The sequence below is a fragment of the Klebsiella sp. GFKo11 genome (assembly GCF_056490265.1).
In genome coordinates this window covers 2,604,712-2,622,345 of the sequence record NZ_CM151369.1, presented here as the reverse complement: position 1 = coordinate 2,622,345, position 17,634 = coordinate 2,604,712, and the positions used below count along the sequence as shown (strand labels likewise).

Below are 17,634 nucleotides of genomic sequence, written 5' to 3'. Positions count from 1 at the left end.
CGCGTCATTTGATATGATGCGCCCCGCTTCCCGAGAAGGAAGCAGGCCAGTATTATGCATTACCCCGTGGTGGGGTTCCCGAGCGGCCAAAGGGAGCAGACTGTAAATCTGCCGTCATCGACTTCGAAGGTTCGAATCCTTCCCCCACCACCATTATTCACTACAGCGATGTAGTTACCCCAATGAGTCATGCTGAAGTTTGCACTCACTGGGAAGGGTGAGAACCTTCGACCAAGGTTCGAGTCGAGCGAAAGCGAGACAACGTTGCCGCAGGCAACGGCCCGAAGGGTGAGGAGCGAAGCGACGAATAATCCTTCCCCCACCACCATCTCAAAGCGTTACCTCTACAATATGAATTACCCCTGGTGGGGTTCCCGAGCGGCCAAAGGGAGCAGACTGTAAATCTGCCGTCATCGACTTCGAAGGTTCGAATCCTTCCCCCACCACCATCACTTCCTGATAGCACCTCACTAAATCAAAACTCTGAAATTCTATATTCTGCCCATGTGGGGAAGGATGAGAAGCTTCGACTAAGGTTCGATTCGAGCGTCAGCGAGAAAGCGTTGCCGCAGGCAACGACCCGAAGGGCGAAGCGCATGGCGCTGAGTAATCCTTCCCCCACCACCATCACTTCCTGATAGCACCTCACTAAATCAAAACTCTGAAATTCTATATTCTGCCCATGTGGGGAAGGATGAGAAGCTTCGACTAAGGTCCGATTCGAGCGTCAGCGAAAAAGCGTTGCCGCAGGCAACGACCCGAAGGGCGAAGCGCATGGCGCTGAGTAATCCTTCCCCCACCACCATCATTTCCTGCAACGCCTTTGCTAAATCAATCTTCATCGTCTCCGTGTTCTTACCCCGCTGGCAGACTTCACACAATAGCGCCATGGCTTATTGATTATCTTATCAATACTTCTCCCTGCCAGTCTTTTTCGCTGCCTCTGACTGGTCAATTTTTCGCCTGATGAGATCAATGGCATCATATGTCTCGTCAAGTTGAGCTGGCGTAAGCGTTTCCTTGAGTCGATCTCTTTCGGCAGTGAGCGCTAAACATTCATCCCCAGATTTTCTCGTATACAGACTTGCCCTGTCATACCAGATATAGGCCAGCTTATTATCTTTAGGCACGCCCTGTCGCCCGTGAGAATAAATTTCCCCAAGTGCTAATTGTGCCGGAGCAAACCCCTGCTCTGCCGCTTTAAGGTACCACTTCAGCGCATTCCTGCTATTTTCAGGCACACCTTTTCCCGTACTGTATGCCGCGCCAAGCTGATATTGCGCTTTCGCAAAATCATGTTTTGCCGCTTTCCGATACCATGCGATAGCCTGTTTGTCGCTTTGCACAACACCGCGGCCAAATGCCGACATGATGCCAAGATGCGTTTGCGCAGCAGGCAGTCCCTGCCGTGCGGCTTTGCGATACCACGTCAGCGCCTGTTGGTCGTCCTGAGAAACGCCCTCGCCCTGCATAAACATCACGCCGATCGCATCCTGCGCCTCGGCCAATCCCTGCGCTGCGGCTTTGCGATACCACTCCAGCGCCAGGTTGCGATCTTTAGATAAGTGATAACCGTTGTAATACCATACGCCAAAATTGTACTGCACCTTTGCCACCACGCGTTTCGCTGTTTTTCGATACCACGTCTGAGAGTAAACCCGGTCAGCGGGATGCGCTTGATCATAGAGCGCATTCAGCGGAATGTGTCCTGGCGTATAGCTGACTGGTATACCTTCATTAAGCCAGTAAACTGCCTGACGATAATCCTGAGGTACGCCTTCACCATAAAAGTAGGCGACGCCAAGATAAAGTTGCGCGGGGTGGTACATATTTTCCGCCGCTTTACGCATCAAGATCGCCGTTTGCTGATAATCCTGAGGAACGCCCTGGCCGTGGGCATACATCACGCCAAGCTTGTATTGGGCGCTTGAACCAGAGCCTCGATTACGAGTAACGCCCGCATCGTTGGTTGGCGAGGCGGCTTTTCGATACCACTCCAGCGCGAGCTGGATATTGTGGGGAAGACCATCACCGTAGAAATAGGCATCGCCTAATATTTCTTGTGTAGAACTATTCCCTAGCTCTGCCGCCTTGCGATACCACTTCAGCGCTTGCTGTTTATCAAGAGGAAAATTTTTACCATAATTGTAATGATAGCCAATAATGAAATAGGAAAAATCGGATCCTTGTTTACCCGCTTTCTCCAGCCATTTTATGGCGAGTTTATAATCTGGCTTAACATATCGACCATCCGCATACCACTCTCCAAGCGCAAACTGCGCACTTTCATCTCCTTGCTCCGCTTTTTGCTCTAATTCCTGAACGTACTGGCATTCTTCCGAGTCGGGAGGATAGCGCTCCTCGCAGACAGCAGCATGAGCCATATTTAAAATAAATATATTTAATATTATTATTTTGAATATTAACAAAGAACGCATACAACAATCCTTATTGTCGTTTATGGCGTTATTATATGCTGCATCATCCTTTTTCTGCGTACAAAAACTCTCACAGGAGCCGAAAAATCAGAAATAGAGAGTACGGATTCTGATGTCAGGTATTGCAGACCAGCTTTAAACCGGACCGAGGCCGGATAAAGCATTTACGCCACCATCCGGCAAATAACCATAAAAAACCCCGCCGAAGCAGGGTTTAGCATCACACAAAATGGTATCAGTGACGCGCACGAACAATCTGATACTTGCGGGTCAGATACTCAACCGGCACGCTCCAGATGTGAACCAGTCGCGAGAACGGGAACAGCAGGAACAGCGTCATCCCCAGCACCAGGTGCATACGGAAAATAAACGCCACGCCGTCCAGGTATTGAGAAGCGCCGCCGTGGAAGGTCACCACGGACTGCGCCCAGTTCACCAGTTTCATCATCTCGCTACCGTCCATATGCTGGGCGGAGAACGGAATGGTCAACAGACCCAAAGCACACTGGATAACCAGAATCGACAGCACCAGAATATCTGCACCGGTGGTTGTCGCACGCACGCGTGGGCTGAACAGACGGCGTTTGAGCAGCAACACTCCGCCTACCAGACACATCACACCCGATGCGCCACCGGCAAACATCGCCATCTTCTGTTTCACGTCCAGCGGCAGCCACGCTTCATACATCCAGTGTGGTGTCAGCATACCCAGGAAGTGACCGGCAAAAATACCCAGAATCCCGATGTGGAACAGGTTAGACGCCAGGTTCATCCCCTTACGATCCAGCATCTGGCTGGATGCCGCGCGCCAGGTGTACTGACCGTAGTCGTAGCGCAACCAGCTGCCAATCAGGAAGACAGCACCCGCGATATACGGATAGATGTCGAAGAAGAACATATTCAGGAAGTGCATTATTGCTGTCCTCCGTTAGAGATATTCAAATATTGCGGGGCTACGGCTCCGGCAAAACGACGCTGGTGATTGGAAATTTCCGACTCACCGCAGCCCTGGTCAGCAAAGAATTTGACCTGCTCTTCTTCCCAGACCGCATCCAGCGCCTGCGGCGTGTCATCACGGGCTTCGTCCGCAATTTTCTCCGCCACTTTCGCTTCATCCACCGCGCTGTTTGCCAGCTTCAGCAGTTGCTCAAACAGCACCGCATAACGGCTCTCACGCTGCTGCAGACGGGCGCAGAGCAGCGCCAGAATCGGCGCGATATCCTGCAAACCGCCAATCGCTTCGCTCTCCGGTAGCTGCGCCAGATATTCCAGGTACAGCGGCAGGTGATCCGGCAGCTCGCGACTGTCGAGTTCCAGACCGTGCTGTTCGTACTGGTTCAGCAGATCGACCATCGCCTGACCACGGTCACGAGACTCGCCGTGCACGTGTTCGAACAGCAGCAGCGACGTTGCGCGGCCACGGTCAAACAGTTCGCTGTAGGCGGCCTGCGCATCCAGCGGATCCTGTGCGGTTAGCTCGCGCAGGAACATGCCCAGCATCTGAGCATCCCCTTTATCCAGTTTCTCTGATGAAGCCAGAACGTCGAAGAGTTCGTCCTGATGCTGCCATAAGGCAATATCAGGGTACTCGAGCAGGCGTGACACAATCACAAGTTCAATCATGCGTGCGGCTCCGTTTTGCTGCTCACATCCACAGAATCAATACGGCGGCTGTTGAACAGATTAAACTTGGTGTCAGAACCGTGGCAGCCATCGCCGAAGCTAAAGCCACAACCGTTTTTCTCCGGGAACGCTTCGCGCGCTTGTTCGCGGTGACTGCTTGGCACCACAAAGCGATCTTCGTAGTTAGCAATCGCCAGATAGCGATACATTTCCTGTGCCTGCGCTTCGGTCAGACCCACCTCTTCCAGCGCACGAGTATCGATAACGCCATCGACGGTTTCCGTACGTTTAAAGTGACGCATTGCCAGCATACGTTTCAGCGCCAGCAGTACCGGCTGAGTGTCACCCGCGGTCAGCAGGTTCGCCAGGTACTGAACCGGGATACGCAGACTTTCGACATCCGGCAGGATACCGTTGCTGCCCAGTTCACCCGCATCGGCTGCGGACTGAATTGGAGACAGCGGTGGCACGTACCAGACCATTGGCAACGTACGATATTCCGGGTGCAGCGGCAGTGCCAGCTTCCAGTCCATCGCCATTTTGTAGACCGGCGATTTTTGGGCTGCGTCAATCACGCTCAGTGGAATACCGTCTTTCTGCGCCTGTTCAATCACTTTCGGATCGTTTGGATCGAGGAACACGTCCAGCTGACGCTGATACAGGTCTTTCTCATTCTCGGTGCTGGCTGCGGTTTCAATCGCATCCGCGTCGTACAGCAGCACGCCGAGGTAACGAATACGACCTACGCAGGTTTCTGAACACACGGTCGGCTGACCCGCTTCAATACGCGGATAGCAGAAGATGCATTTTTCAGACTTGCCGCTCTTCCAGTTGAAGTAGATTTTTTTGTACGGGCAGCCGGTGATGCACATACGCCAGCCTCGACATTTATCCTGATCGATCAGCACAATGCCGTCTTCTTCACGTTTGTAGATGGCGCCGCTCGGGCAAGTCGCCACACACGCCGGGTTCAGGCAGTGCTCGCAAAGGCGCGGCAGGTACATCATGAAGGTGTTTTCAAACTGGCCGTACATCGCCTTCTGCATGTTTTCGAAGTTTTTGTCTTTCGACAGCTTCTCAAACTCGCCGCCCAGGTCATCTTCCCAGTTCGGGCCCTTGGTGATTTTGTCCATGCGCTTGCCGGTAATCAGCGAACGTGGACGAGCAATCGGCTGGGCTTTGCTATCAGCCGGTGCGTTGTGCAGCGTCTGATAGTCGAAATCAAACGGCTCGTAGTAATCATCCAGACCCGGCAGATGCGGGTTAGCGAAGATTTTACCCAGCAGCAGCGCTTTGTTACCCATGCGCGGCACCAGTTTACCGTTGATCTTACGGATCCAACCGCCTTTGTATTTCTCCTGGTCTTCCCAGTCGGTCGGGAAACCGGTACCCGGTTTGGTTTCAACGTTGTTGAACCATGCGTACTCGGTCCCTTCACGACTGGTCCAGACGTTTTTACAGGTGACCGAGCAGGTGTGGCAACCGATGCATTTATCGAGATTCAGCACCATGCCGACTTGTGAACGAATTTTCATTTTACGCTCTCCTGTACCTGGTCATTGCCTTCGCCGTCCAACCAGTCAATGTTCTTCATCTTACGTACCACGACAAACTCATCACGGTTCGAGCCTACGGTACCGTAGTAGTTAAAGCTGTAGGCCAACTGCGCATAGCCGCCGATCATATGGGTCGGTTTTGGCGTGATGCGGGTCACCGAGTTATGGATACCGCCGCGTTGACCGGTAATTTCTGAACCCGGCAGGTTAACAATACGTTCCTGCGCGTGGTACATCATGGTCATCCCGGCCGGTACACGCTGGCTCACTACCGCACGCGCGGTCAGTGCACCGTTGTTGTTGAAGACTTCGATCCAGTCGTTATCTTCAATACCGATCTCTTTGGCGTCTTCTTCGCTCATCCACACTACCGGGCCACCGCGACCTAAGGTCAGCATCAGCAGGTTGTCGCTGTAGGTTGAGTGAATGCCCCATTTCTGGTGCGGCGTCAGGAAGTTCAGCGCCTTCTCTGGGTTGCCGTTTGATTTCTTACCCATCACCTCTTTCACCGAACGGGTATCGATCGGCGGACGGTAAACCAGCAGGCTTTCACCAAAGTCACGCATCCACTGGTGATCCTGATACAAGGACTGACGACCAGACAGCGTACGCCATGGAATCAGCTCATGAACGTTGGTATAACCGGCGTTGTAGGAGACGTGTTCATCTTCCAGACCTGACCAGGTCGGGCTTGAGATAATCTTGCGCGGCTGCGCCTGAATATCACGGAAGCGAATTTTCTCGTCTTCTTTATTGAGCGCCAGATGCGTGTGGTCGCGACCGGTAAACTCGCTCAGTGCCGCCCAGGCTTTCACCGCCACCTGACCGTTGGTTTCCGGCGCCAGAGTGAGGATCATTTCGGCTGCGTCAATCGCGGTATCCAGCATCGGCTGGCCTTTCGCCGGGCCTTCTGCTTTGGTGTAGTTGAGCTTACGCAGCAGATCCATTTCGCTCTGCGTGTTCCAGGCAATCCCTTTACCGCCGTTACCGATTTTTTCCATCAATGGCCCGATGGAGGTAAAGCGCTCGTAGGTTGCCGGATAATCACGTTGAACCGGGATAATGTGCGGTGCGGTTTTACCTGGGATCAGGTCACATTCGCCTTTTTTCCAGTCCTTCACGTCTAACGGCTGTGCGAGTTCGGCCGCGGAGTCGTGCTGGATTGGCAGCGTCACAATGTCCGTTTCCTGACCGAGGTGTCCCACGCAGACTTCAGAGAATTTCTTCGCGATGCCTTTGTAGATTTCCCAGTCGCTTTTCGATTCCCAGGCTGGGTCAACAGCAGCAGACAGCGGGTGAATAAACGGATGCATATCCGAGGTATTCATGTCGTCTTTTTCATACCAGGTTGCCGTTGGCAGCACGATATCGGAATACAGACAGGTGCTCGACAGACGGAAGTCCAGCGTCACCACCAGATCCAATTTACCGTCGAGACCGTTATCCTGCCATTCCACTTCTTCTGGCTTCAGACCGCCCTGCTTGCCGAGATCCATCCCCTGAATACCGTGTTCGGTACCCAGCAGATATTTCAGCATGTATTCATGGCCTTTACCGGAAGAGCCCAGCAGGTTAGAACGCCAGATGAACAGGTTACGCGGGTGGTTTTTGCCGTTTTCCGGCTGTTCAGCCGCGAAACGAATGGAGCCTTCTTTCAGCGCCTTAACGGTGTAATCAACCGGATCCATCCCGGCTTTCTTCGCGTCATCAGCAATACGCAGTGGGTTGGTGCCTAACTGCGGTGCAGACGGCAGCCAGCCCATACGTTCTGCGCGGACGTTAAAGTCCAGCAGGTGACCGCTGTAGCGGGATTTATCCGCCAGCGGAGACAGCAACTCCTGCGCGGTAACCGACTCATAACGCCATTGGCTGGAGTGGTTGTAGAAGTAAGACGTACTGTTCATGTGGCGCGCCGGACGCTGCCAGTCAAGGGCAAACGCCAGCGGCTGCCAGCCGGTCTGCGGACGCAGTTTTTCCTGGCCAACATAGTGGGCCCAACCGCCGCCGCTCTGACCGATACAACCGCAGAACACCAGCATATTGATCAGGCCACGATAGTTCATATCGAGGTGATACCAGTGGTTCAGGCCAGCGCCAACGATAATCATCGAACGACCGTGCGTCTTATCTGCGTTGTCGGCAAATTCACGCGCAGTGCGAATGATATGCGCACGCGGAACGCCGGTAATTTTCTCAGCCCACGCCGGAGTGTAGGCTTTAATATCTTCGTAGCTGGTTGCACAGTTTTCATCGTTCAGACCGCGTTCCAGACCGTAGTTGGCCATGGTCAGGTCATAAACGGTGGTCACCAGCGCGGTGGTGCCGTCAGCCAGCTGCAGACGTTTCACCGGCAGTTTGTGCAGCAGGATATTTTCCAGCTCGACGCTTGTGAAGTGCTCGGTGCCTTCGCCGCCAAAGTACGGGAAACCCACCTGAGCGATCTCATCCTGGCTACCCAACAGGCTCAGCTGCAGTTCGGTTTCATCACCGGATTTACCGTCGCGTTGCTCAAGGTTCCATTTACCTTTTTCGCCCCAACGGAAGCCGATAGAACCGTTCGGTGCCACCATATCGCCGTCGGTATTAACCGCGACGGTTTTCCATTCCGGATTATTTTCCTGACCCAAAGAGTCAACCAGATCAGCAGCACGCAGCATACGGCCCGCAGCATAATAACCTTCGCGCTCTTCGAGCATGACCAGCATCGGGAAGTCGGTGTAGCGACGCACGTAGTCGGTGAAGTACTGGCTTGGTTTGTCGAGGTGGAATTCACGCAGCATCACGTGGCCCATTGCCAGCGCCATTGCCGCATCGGTACCCTGTTTCGGTGCCAACCACAGGTCGCACAGTTTGGCGATTTCGGCGTAGTCCGGTGTGATAGCAACGGTTTTGGTGCCTTTATAACGAACTTCAGTAAAGAAGTGCGCATCTGGCGTACGGGTTTGTGGAACGTTAGAGCCCCAGGCGATGATGTAGCTGGAGTTGTACCAGTCCGCGGATTCCGGAACATCGGTCTGCTCACCCCAGGTCTGCGGCGACGCAGGAGGTAAGTCACAATACCAGTCATAGAAGCTCAGACAGGTGCCGCCGATCAGCGACAGATAACGTGCGCCGGAGGCGTAAGATACCATCGACATGGCCGGAATTGGCGAGAAGCCAGCGACACGATCAGGGCCGTAGGTTTTAACGGTATAGACGTTAGAGGCAGCAATCAGCTCATTCACTTCCTGCCAGGAGGAACGTACGAAACCACCGCGACCGCGCGCTTGTTTGAAGCTCTTGGCTTTGTCAGCGTCTTCAATAATAGAGGCCCAGGCATCAACCGGATCGCTGTGCAGTTTTTTCGCTTCGCGCCACATTTTCATCAGGCGTTTGCGCATCAGCGGATATTTCAGACGGTTGGCGCTATAGAGATACCAGGAATAGCTCGCCCCGCGCGGGCAGCCGCGTGGTTCGTGGTTTGGCAGGTCCGGGCGTGTACGCGGATAGTCGGTTTGCTGGGTTTCCCAGGTGACGAGGCCATTTTTGACATAAATCTTCCAGCTGCATGAGCCGGTGCAGTTTACACCGTGAGTGGAGCGCACAACTTTATCGTGCTGCCAACGTTGGCGGTATCCATCCTCCCAATCCCGGTTGGTGTTAAGAAGCTGGCCGTGCCCATCGGCAAAGGTCTCGCCCTTCTGTTTGAAGTAGCGAAACCGGTCCAGGAATTTACTCATCGGGTCTCTCCTGTGTGGAGCCTGACGGCTCTCTGATAAATCGACATTGCTGGATTTGCAGCGAAGGTAACGCTATGAAAGAGGGAGAGAATTGATAACGATCAACCACGGTATCCGTACGCTTTATATAGAAAATAAAAAATACCACCAAGGTGGTATATTTATCTATTTTTTATCTATCTGTTTTTATTGGTTTTTATAATAAATTTTCTTTATTTACCTCTTCATGAACTCTTAACCAGTTATTAGGTGGTATCCGCTTTTACCCAAGCGTTAAAATATATCCTCACCATTGATTCCCGGCTGGCTACACTACAAATACCGTCTCGCTAACCCCCCTCGATGGTATCCCCATGTGCAATGAAAATACTCGATTGAAATTCAATGCATTACCCGCTAATGAGCAAAAGGCGATTAATGTCCGCCGCAAATTACTCCGGCCAGAGAAGCAATCGGACGCCGCCGCACCTCATGGTGACGAGCCAGAATTAAAACCGTGCGCCGGGATTTATGGTCTGGCGCTTTCCGGTGGCGGCATCCGCAGTGCGATGTTTAGCCTCGGGTTGCTAAGGGCACTGGCGAAAAACAAACTACTGCACAAGTTTGACTATCTCTCAACGGTCTCCGGCGGAGGATATACGGGGGGAATGCTGGGACGTTGCTATCAGAAAGGGATCTCTCCACTTGCTGTCGAAGCGGGTTTAGGAAAAGACAATTCACTGCTGTTGGGATGGCTACGCAATAACGGCCGCTATCTCACTCCTGCGGGGACACGAGATATTGCGCTTTCTTTCGGCCAGATTCTCCGCTCATTTTTCGCCTCGCTATTTTTTGTCACCTTACTCTGCATTATCTGCGCAGGCCTGGCCTTGCAATTACAACTTCTGCTTCCTCCAGATCTTAAACATTTTCCCCTCCTGGTGGCGATCCCCGCAGCCCTTGCGGCATGGTTGGCAATTACCTATTGGTATTTTCGTCAACACCAGGACTGGCTTCTCCTTGGGCTGGGCATCAGCATTCTGCTGTGCCTGGTCTTTCTCTTTTGGAGCCCTGTCCCCTGGGGACTTTCACTGCTGATCTGGCTTATTTGTATGGCTCCCTGGGTGCATATCTTTCGGCAGATAAAAGACTTAGCGGCATTTCGCCTGGCCTTAACTCAGGCTCTCACCTGGGATCTACTGATTATCACCCTCCTCGCCGCCTTATGGGGACTTAACCGAGCGGGATTTTTACTGTGGTTTTCGCTCTTTCATGGCCCAAATACCAGCATAATGTTGATTTCCAGTCCGTTAAGCATAGCGGCAGTTCGCCTGCTAAAAGAAACCCAGCTTATCAACTGGCTCTTCTCGCGAATTTCAGCCGGTAGTAAGCGAATCTCGTTTAATCTTATGCTTGCCGGAAACATCGCAGGCTATCTACTGATGCTTTTTTGTCTGACAACGGTCTGCGCTGCGCTGATCGAGATTTCAACGGTTTTGAACGTTCCTCTGGCCGGGTTTAAATATTTACCTTTGATGACTGCACTGACGGCATTACTTATTCTGTGGCTATTAGGTAAACAGCTTCGCTTTATTGCGTTTCTTAATCTCAGCTCACTACATAATCTGTATCGGGCGCGTATCGAACGCGCCTGGGTCTCAACAGGAAACTATCCCCATAAACAAAATAAAGCGACCAAACCGCGTTTCCCACAAAACCCATTGGATGACAAGTTACCTGGCGCGATGGATGCAATTGAAAAAATCACCACCACGGTGGCGGGCGATGATGTGGCAATGGAGAATTACGCGCCGCACAACTACGGCGGTCCGATTCATTTAATCACCAGCTGTATTAACCAGACCATCGACGATCGCAGCGACAACTATAATGCTGACCGAAAAGGCATTGCCCTGACGGTCAGTTCGTTTGGCGTTGAAACCGGTACCCAGTTTCCTGAGTCCCCGGAGAACCTCAATGACACCACGCTATCACAGTGGCTTGCTATTTCCGGCGCAGCGGTCTCAACGGGCATGGGTTCAAAGACATCGCCAGGCCTGGCATTTATGATCTATTTAGTGGGTGGTAGGCTGGGTTTTTGGTCAAAAAACCTCTCTCCCAGTCGACAGGCGAAGCGCAAAAAAAGTGCACCTGGATTGCAATGGCCGCACACGCATTTAACCTATCTTTTTGCCGAAATGTTCGCCCGCTTCCCCGGATTGAGCAATGAGAAATGGTATTTGACGGATGGCGGTCATTTTGAAAATACGGCCGTTTACCCATTGCTGAAACGCAGGTTAGATTCAATTGTCGTCGCGGATTGTGGTGCCGACCCTCATTTTTTATTCGACGATCTTGAGAACCTGGTACGTAAAGCCAAAATCGATATGGCAATTGATATTGTGTTTAAAACCCCTATTAACAGCGACTATACCTCGCAATCGGTATTAAAAGTAAAACAACCTTCTCCAGCCTTACTCCAGGCGATCGTTCATTATCCAGAGATCAATGGCTTTGCGAAAAAAACCGGACAATTACTCATTATTAAACCGCATTTATTGCCGGGGATGGATCTTGCCACTGCCAGCTACGCCGGACGAAATGACACGTTTCCACAGCAAACAACGGGCGATCAATTTTTCGATGAGGCCCAGTGGGAGGCCTACCACCAGTTGGGATTCCTCGCCGGAAGCGTTATTTCCGAGCAGCATTTATTCGTTATAAAAAAGGCGCAACTCTGTTGCGCCCTCTCCAGAAAGAAAAATTATTTTTGCTTGCGCCCGTAAACCGCCCAGGTAATTACCACGCAGGCGATATAGAACACCAGGAAGATTTTCATCGCTCCGGCCGGGGAACCGGTCAGATCCAGCGAGATACCGAACGCTTTCGGAATAAAGAACCCGCCGATAGCGCCAATCGCGGAGATAAAGCCCAGCGCCGCCGCCGTATCGGTGGCCGCTTCGCGCATTGCCTGCGCTTCGCTACCGCCCTGCGCCTTCACGCGTTCCATGGTCATTTTACGGAAGATCAGCGAGATCATCTGGAAGGTTGAAGCACTACCCAGACCGGCGGTCAGGAACAGCACCATAAACACCGCAAAGAAGGCGATAAAGTTACCCCCCACACCGTTCGTTGGCAGCGTCAGGAACAGCAGGCCGCAGAAGATAGCCATCACCACGAAGTTCACCAGAGTCACGCGAGTCCCGCCCAGACGGTCAGAGATCGCCCCGCCGGTAGAACGCGCCAGCGCACCAATAAACGGCCCAAAGAACGCGTAGTGCAGGATCTGTACATCTGGGAACTGGGTCTTCGACAGCATGGCGAAGCCCGCCGAGAAGCCGATGAACGAGCCGAAGGTGGCAAGATACAGCAGCGCCATAATCCACAGATGCGCGCGCTTAAGTACCGGCAGCTGCTCGCTCAGGGAAGCTTTCGATGCCGACAGGTCGTTCATAAAGAACCACGCGGCCAGGGTGAAGATGATCAGGAACGGTACCCAAACCCACGCCGCATTTTCCAGATACAGCATCGAACCATCCGGCTGTTCGCTACCGGTTCCGCCAAAGACGGCGAAAATAGACAGAGATACCACCAGAGGAGCAACCAGCTGCATCACGCTGACGCCCATATTGCCGAGGCCGCCGTTGATGCCCAGCGCGCCGCCCTGTTTCTGTTTCGGGAAGAAGAAGCTGATGTTCGCCATACTGGAAGCAAAGTTAGCCCCGGCGAAGCCGCACAGCAGCGAAATAATCACGAAAATGCTGAACGGAGTAGAGGTGTCCTGCACCGCGAAACCTAACCATACGCAGGGTACGATCATGATCCCGGTACTGAATGCAGTCCAGCGACGCCCGCCGAACAGTGGGACCATAAACGCATAAGGTACGCGCAAAAGCGCGCCGGACAGCGCCGGCAGCGCGGTCAGCATAAATAGCTGGTCGGTGGTGAACTGAAAGCCCACTTTATTCAGGTTGACGGCGACGGCGCTGAATAACATCCAGACGCAGAATGCCAGTAAAAGACATGGAACGGAGATCCACAGATTGCGGCTGGCGACGCGATGACCGCGCTGCTGCCAAAATTCAGGATCTTCAGGACGCCAGTCGGTAATGACTGAGCTGTTAGTCTTCTCCGGGATTGAAGAGTGACTCATAGACACCTCTGATTATTCGTATTAACCCTGGCTACCTTATGGGTTACAGCCTGCGGTAAGTTGATATAAATCAAAGGAAAAGTGGGCGTTAATTTGGCTAAAAAAAAATCATCACCCGAAGTGAGTAGCTATTTCTGCGCAAAAAAGTGTGGTTTTTCACGCGACTGCTGTCTTTACCCCTACCCCTGCCACCAACTCATCAATGACTGACAATTAAGGGGTAATCCTTTAGGGGTATGGGTATACTCCAGGGGATGTCCGAGAATAAGCGCCACTCCCGGATGATTTGCCGGTCAGGAGCACATACCTCATGTTGAAACGTCTTTTTACGCCGCTAACGCTGGTTAATCAACTCGTGTTAATCGTTCTATTGGCCACAGTGATAGGTGTCGCCGGAATGGCTATCTCCTCTCGCCTGGTGCACGGCGTTCAGGGCAGCGCGCACGCTATTAATAAAGCCGGTTCGCTGCGCATGCAGAGCTATCGACTGCTGGCAGCCATCCCGTTACGTGAAAGCGATCAAAAGCTGCTGGATGAAATGACCGCCACCGTCTTTAGTCCGGAACTCCAGTACGCCGCTCGCCATGACGATCAGCAAGAACAGCTCCAGGCTCTGCAACATTACTGGCAACTGGAGCTCGCACCCGGTATGCGTAAGGCACAAAATCAGGCTACGGTAGCCACGGATGTCGCCGGCTTCGTTGACCGCATCGACCAGCTTGTCACCGCTTTCGATCACACCACCGAGGAGCGGATAAAACACGTCGTCTGGATCCAGCGAATCATGGCGGTCATTATGGCGCTGCTGCTGGTGTTTACCATTATTTGGCTACGCGCACGTTTGTTACGCCCCTGGAAACAGCTGCTGGATATGGCCCGCGCGGTGAGCCAACGCGATTTTACCCAGCGTACCCAGATTAACGGGCGCGATGAGATGGCGACGCTCGGTATGGCGCTAAACAACATGTCCGAAGAGCTCGCCGAGAGCTATTCGGTGCTCGAACGCCGGGTGCAGGAAAAAACCGCCGGGCTGGAGCAGAAAAATGAAATCCTCGCCTTCCTGTGGCAAGCCAATCGCCGCCTGCACTCCAACGCCCCGCTCTGTGAGCGCATCTCGCCGGTGCTCAACGGTTTGCAAGGGTTAACTCTGCTGCGTGATATTGAAGTTCGGGTTTATGATCTTGAAGATGAAGACAACCACCAGGAGTTCGCCTGCCACTCCGATATTCAGTGCGATGACAAAGGTTGCTACCTGTGTCCGCGCGATCTGCCGCCGCTGCCCGATGCCGGAACCACATTGAAATGGCGACTGTCGGACGCCCATAATCAGTACGGAATTCTGCTGGCCACTCTGCCCGTTGGTCGGCATCTAAGCCACGATCAACAGCAACTGGTTGATACCCTTGTGGAACAGCTCACCGGCACCCTCGCGCTCGACCATCATCAGGAGCGCCAGCAGCAGCTTATCGTGATGGAAGAGCGAGCCACTATCGCCCGCGAGCTCCACGACTCCATTGCCCAGTCGCTCTCGTGCATGAAAATGCAGGTCAGCTGCCTGCAGATGCAGGGCGAAGACCTGCCGGATGCCAGCCGTCAGCTGCTGGGGCAAATTCGTAATGAACTCAATACTTCATGGGCGCAACTGCGCGAACTGCTAACAACCTTCCGTCTACAGTTAACCGAAACCGGTCTGCGCCCGGCGCTGGAAGCCAGCTGCCAGGAATACAGCGCTCATTTCGGCTTTACGGTACGCCTGGACTACCAGTTGCCGCCGCGTTTTGTTCCCTCGCACCAGGCAATCCACCTGCTGCAAATCGCCCGCGAGGCGCTGAGCAACGCCCTGAAGCATGCCAATGCGACGGACGTCAGCGTTACCGTAACGCTGCGGGATAATCAGGTCCGACTGGTGGTAGCCGATAACGGCCGCGGCGTGCCGGACCACGCGGAGCGCAGTAACCATTACGGCTTAATTATCATGCGCGATCGCGCCCAGAGCTTGCGCGGAGACTGCCAGGTGCGGCGTCGGGAAACCGGCGGCACGGAAGTGGTCGTCACTTTTATCCCTGAAAAATCGTTTTCAATCCAATAAGGAGAACCCTATGAGTCAACAGGAACGGGCAACCATCCTTCTCATTGACGATCACCCGATGTTGCGCACCGGCGTCAAACAGCTCGTCAGCATGGCCCCGGATATCCAGGTTATCGGCGAGGCCAGCAATGGCGAACAAGGTATCGCCCTGGCGGAGTCGCTGGATCCAGATTTGATTCTGCTGGATCTCAATATGCCGGGCATGAACGGCCTTGAAACCCTCGACAAGCTGCGCGAAAAATCGCTCTCAGGTCGGGTGGTGGTGTTTAGCGTGTCGAATCATGAAGAAGATGTGGTTACCGCCCTGAAACGCGGTGCCGATGGTTACCTGCTGAAAGATATGGAACCGGAAGATCTGCTGAAAGCGCTGCAACAGGCGGCAGCGGGCGAAATGGTGCTCAGCGAAGCATTAACCCCGGTGCTGGCAGCCAGCCTGCGTGCCAACCGCGCCACGTCCGATCGCGACATCAGCCAGCTTACCCCGCGCGAGCGCGACATTCTCAAGCTGATTGCCCAGGGCCTGCCGAACAAAATGATCGCCCGCCGTCTGGATATCACCGAAAGCACCGTAAAAGTGCACGTCAAGCATATGCTGAAGAAAATGAAGCTGAAATCACGCGTGGAAGCGGCGGTTTGGGTTCATCAGGAGCGCGTATTCTAGGGCATATGCTGCCAGGAAACGCCCTCGGCCGGTAAGCTCACCAGCGGCTCGGTCAGCGCCAGTGCGATCTCATTGGATGAGACGCGCTGACCCGTTTTATCCTCTACCACCAGCGAAAGATGCCAGCGATTGCTCGCCCCGGCGTCACTGTTCCAACGCGGCATAATGATGCTCCAACCATCCGGACCGTTTGCCTCTATCGGCGGCGTCAGGCTTAGCGCCTGAGCATCGCCCTGCCAGCTCAGCGACTTTATCCCGTGCAGGCTGCGAATTTGCAGTTTCAGCTGCACCGTTTCCCCCGGCTGAAGATCCCACGGCGGCGTCGCCAGATACACTGACAAGATTTTGCGCTGACGATATTCAACCACCGGCAGATTATCGCGTTCCGGGCTATCGTAACGACTGCCGCGCAGCGAACGGCTTACCGCCACTTCATCGGCCGCCAGTTGCTGTTTTAACGGTACGCCAAAGCGATAGTTGAGCTTCAATCCCACATCGTTTTGGCTGACGCCGCTCTCGCCTTGTTTATGTTTAGCCGTCACCGTCACCAGCGGAACGGGGGTGTAATTCAGCCCCACCGACACCGCCACTGGATTGTGATAACCGGTACCCGAGTGGAACAGGTCAACGTTATCGCCAAAATACTGCTCCACGCTGACGCTGGTATTAATATGCTGATAAAACGGCAGCCGCGCCTGGGCGGTCACATCGTAGCCGCTGGCCATACGCTGCTGCTGGGTCACGCTACTCCTTTGCTGCCAGCCGCTGAGCGGTTGATAGTAGTTCGCCGACAGACGCATCGATTCCCCCCAGGCCTCAGCTCCAACGCTGCCGCGCGCCAGGCGATCATCCAGGACTTTGTCATAGAACGAGTTATAGCCCAGCAGCCAGGAGCCCATCCGCCAGCGCTGACCAAGGCCAATATTGCCCACCAGCCCGTTATCCCGCTGCGTGACCGAGTACTGGTTCCAGGTGAGATAGTCGCCGTTATCCTGTAACGGGACAAACCAGCTTCCTTTACTACCGGTAAATTGCCCCTCTTTATCGACCAGCAGATCGACATTGGCGTTGCCCCACGGCGAGAGCCAGTTTTCCAGTTGGTGGCTGACCTCATTCCCCAGCTTGCCGATGGCGAATACTCGCGCCTGTTCGCTGGTTGTCAGACCGTTATCGCTCATACTGGCTTCGCCAAATTTTTTCGCCATTTCGGCAAAATGCCTGGCGTCATCATCAACCTGAGGCGCCATACCGAGATCGGGTAGCGTATCAGGAGGCCGGGAGAACGCCTGGTTATCCTGCAATGCGCGGGCGGGCATACCTGTCAGCAGCAGGAGAAGAGGCAAATACGGGGTTACGCGGAACGACAAAGAGCTCAAATCGGTTACGTCTACTCAGGAAGGATGGCAGTAAAACGTA

Annotated in this window: 10 protein-coding genes, 2 tRNA genes and 3 other RNA genes; 8 read left to right on the top strand and 7 right to left on the bottom strand. The window is 53.7% G+C overall.

Annotated features, from left to right (window positions below):
• Positions 1-68 precede the first annotated feature (68 nt).
• The 5 genes from AC07P6_RS12590 to AC07P6_RS12570 all read left to right on the top strand — a co-directional run bounded on the left by AC07P6_RS12590 (position 69) and on the right by AC07P6_RS12570 (position 805).
• Positions 69-153: transfer RNA gene (locus AC07P6_RS12590), tRNA-Tyr, on the top strand.
• Between the two features lie 43 nt (positions 154-196).
• Positions 197-328, top strand: a non-coding RNA gene (locus AC07P6_RS12585) — RtT sRNA.
• Positions 329-364: 36 nt separating this feature from the next.
• Positions 365-449: transfer RNA gene (locus tag AC07P6_RS12580), tRNA-Tyr, on the top strand.
• A 46-nt stretch (positions 450-495) separates the two neighbouring features.
• A non-coding RNA gene (locus tag AC07P6_RS12575) (RtT sRNA) lies at positions 496-627 on the top strand.
• A 46-nt stretch (positions 628-673) separates the two neighbouring features.
• Positions 674-805: non-coding RNA, RtT sRNA (locus tag AC07P6_RS12570), on the top strand.
• A 103-nt stretch (positions 806-908) separates the two neighbouring features.
• Here the strand turns inward: AC07P6_RS12570 and AC07P6_RS12565 are convergent.
• The 5 genes from AC07P6_RS12565 to AC07P6_RS12545 all read right to left on the bottom strand — a co-directional run bounded on the left by AC07P6_RS12565 (position 909) and on the right by AC07P6_RS12545 (position 9,336).
• Positions 909-2,438, bottom strand: coding sequence for a tetratricopeptide repeat protein (locus AC07P6_RS12565; protein ID WP_478316486.1), 1,530 nt, complete (start codon positions 2,436-2,438; stop codon positions 909-911).
• Between the two features lie 235 nt (positions 2,439-2,673).
• Positions 2,674-3,351: a respiratory nitrate reductase subunit gamma gene (gene narI, locus AC07P6_RS12560; RefSeq protein ID WP_182239430.1), complete on the bottom strand. Its 678-nt coding sequence runs from the start codon at positions 3,349-3,351 to the stop codon at positions 2,674-2,676.
• Positions 3,351-4,061 carry a nitrate reductase molybdenum cofactor assembly chaperone gene (gene narJ / locus AC07P6_RS12555; protein ID WP_478316485.1) on the bottom strand — a complete coding sequence of 237 codons (711 nt, stop codon included), beginning with the start codon at positions 4,059-4,061 and terminating at the stop codon, positions 3,351-3,353. Before narJ ends, narI begins: the two co-directional genes overlap by 1 nt.
• Positions 4,058-5,596, bottom strand: coding sequence for a nitrate reductase subunit beta (narH, locus tag AC07P6_RS12550; protein WP_112213388.1), 1,539 nt, complete (start codon positions 5,594-5,596; stop codon positions 4,058-4,060). The genes narJ and narH overlap by 4 nt, the downstream gene beginning before the upstream one ends.
• Positions 5,593-9,336, bottom strand: a complete 3,744-nt coding sequence (locus AC07P6_RS12545) for a nitrate reductase subunit alpha (protein ID WP_478316483.1) — start codon at positions 9,334-9,336, stop codon at positions 5,593-5,595. Before AC07P6_RS12545 ends, narH begins: the two co-directional genes overlap by 4 nt.
• A gap of 353 nt (positions 9,337-9,689) precedes the next feature.
• Between AC07P6_RS12545 and AC07P6_RS12540 the strand changes: the two genes are divergently transcribed.
• Positions 9,690-12,101 (top strand): patatin-like phospholipase family protein, encoded by a 2,412-nt coding sequence (locus AC07P6_RS12540; protein ID WP_478316481.1) that lies wholly within the window; start codon positions 9,690-9,692, stop codon positions 12,099-12,101.
• On the opposite strand, the gene AC07P6_RS12535 is transcribed toward AC07P6_RS12540, so the two are convergent.
• On the bottom strand, positions 12,080-13,468 hold the full coding sequence (locus AC07P6_RS12535) for a NarK family nitrate/nitrite MFS transporter (protein WP_182239439.1): 1,389 nt from the start codon (positions 13,466-13,468) through the stop codon (positions 12,080-12,082). The two genes, AC07P6_RS12540 and AC07P6_RS12535, sit on opposite strands and share 22 nt — an antisense overlap.
• Positions 13,469-13,778: 310 nt before the next feature.
• Here AC07P6_RS12535 and narX point away from each other — a divergent pair, with 310 nt between their 5' ends.
• Both narX and narL read left to right on the top strand, forming a co-directional pair.
• Complete coding sequence (narX, locus tag AC07P6_RS12530) at positions 13,779-15,557, top strand: nitrate/nitrite two-component system sensor histidine kinase NarX (protein WP_182239441.1); 1,779 nt, start codon at positions 13,779-13,781, stop codon at positions 15,555-15,557.
• A gap of 10 nt (positions 15,558-15,567) precedes the next feature.
• Complete coding sequence (gene narL / locus AC07P6_RS12525) at positions 15,568-16,218, top strand: two-component system response regulator NarL (RefSeq protein WP_110274181.1); 651 nt, start codon at positions 15,568-15,570, stop codon at positions 16,216-16,218.
• Here the strand turns inward: narL and AC07P6_RS12520 are convergent.
• Positions 16,215-17,534 carry a YchO/YchP family invasin gene (locus AC07P6_RS12520; protein WP_478316479.1) on the bottom strand — a complete coding sequence of 440 codons (1,320 nt, stop codon included), beginning with the start codon at positions 17,532-17,534 and terminating at the stop codon, positions 16,215-16,217. The two genes, narL and AC07P6_RS12520, sit on opposite strands and share 4 nt — an antisense overlap.
• Positions 17,535-17,634: the final 100 nt, after the last annotated feature.

Coding starts and splice junctions, on each gene's coding strand:
- narH (WP_112213388.1), bottom strand. CDS start 5,596: ATGAAAATTCGTTCACAAGTCGGCATGGTGCTGAATCTCGATAAATGC.
- AC07P6_RS12540 (WP_478316481.1), top strand. CDS start 9,690: ATGTGCAATGAAAATACTCGATTGAAATTCAATGCATTACCCGCTAAT.
- AC07P6_RS12520 (WP_478316479.1), bottom strand. CDS start 17,534: ATGCCCGCCCGCGCATTGCAGGATAACCAGGCGTTCTCCCGGCCTCCT.
- narX (WP_182239441.1), top strand. CDS start 13,779: ATGTTGAAACGTCTTTTTACGCCGCTAACGCTGGTTAATCAACTCGTG.
- narL (WP_110274181.1), top strand. CDS start 15,568: ATGAGTCAACAGGAACGGGCAACCATCCTTCTCATTGACGATCACCCG.
- AC07P6_RS12565 (WP_478316486.1), bottom strand. CDS start 2,438: ATGCGTTCTTTGTTAATATTCAAAATAATAATATTAAATATATTTATT.
- AC07P6_RS12545 (WP_478316483.1), bottom strand. CDS start 9,336: ATGAGTAAATTCCTGGACCGGTTTCGCTACTTCAAACAGAAGGGCGAG.
- AC07P6_RS12535 (WP_182239439.1), bottom strand. CDS start 13,468: ATGAGTCACTCTTCAATCCCGGAGAAGACTAACAGCTCAGTCATTACC.
- narJ (WP_478316485.1), bottom strand. CDS start 4,061: ATGATTGAACTTGTGATTGTGTCACGCCTGCTCGAGTACCCTGATATT.
- narI (WP_182239430.1), bottom strand. CDS start 3,351: ATGCACTTCCTGAATATGTTCTTCTTCGACATCTATCCGTATATCGCG.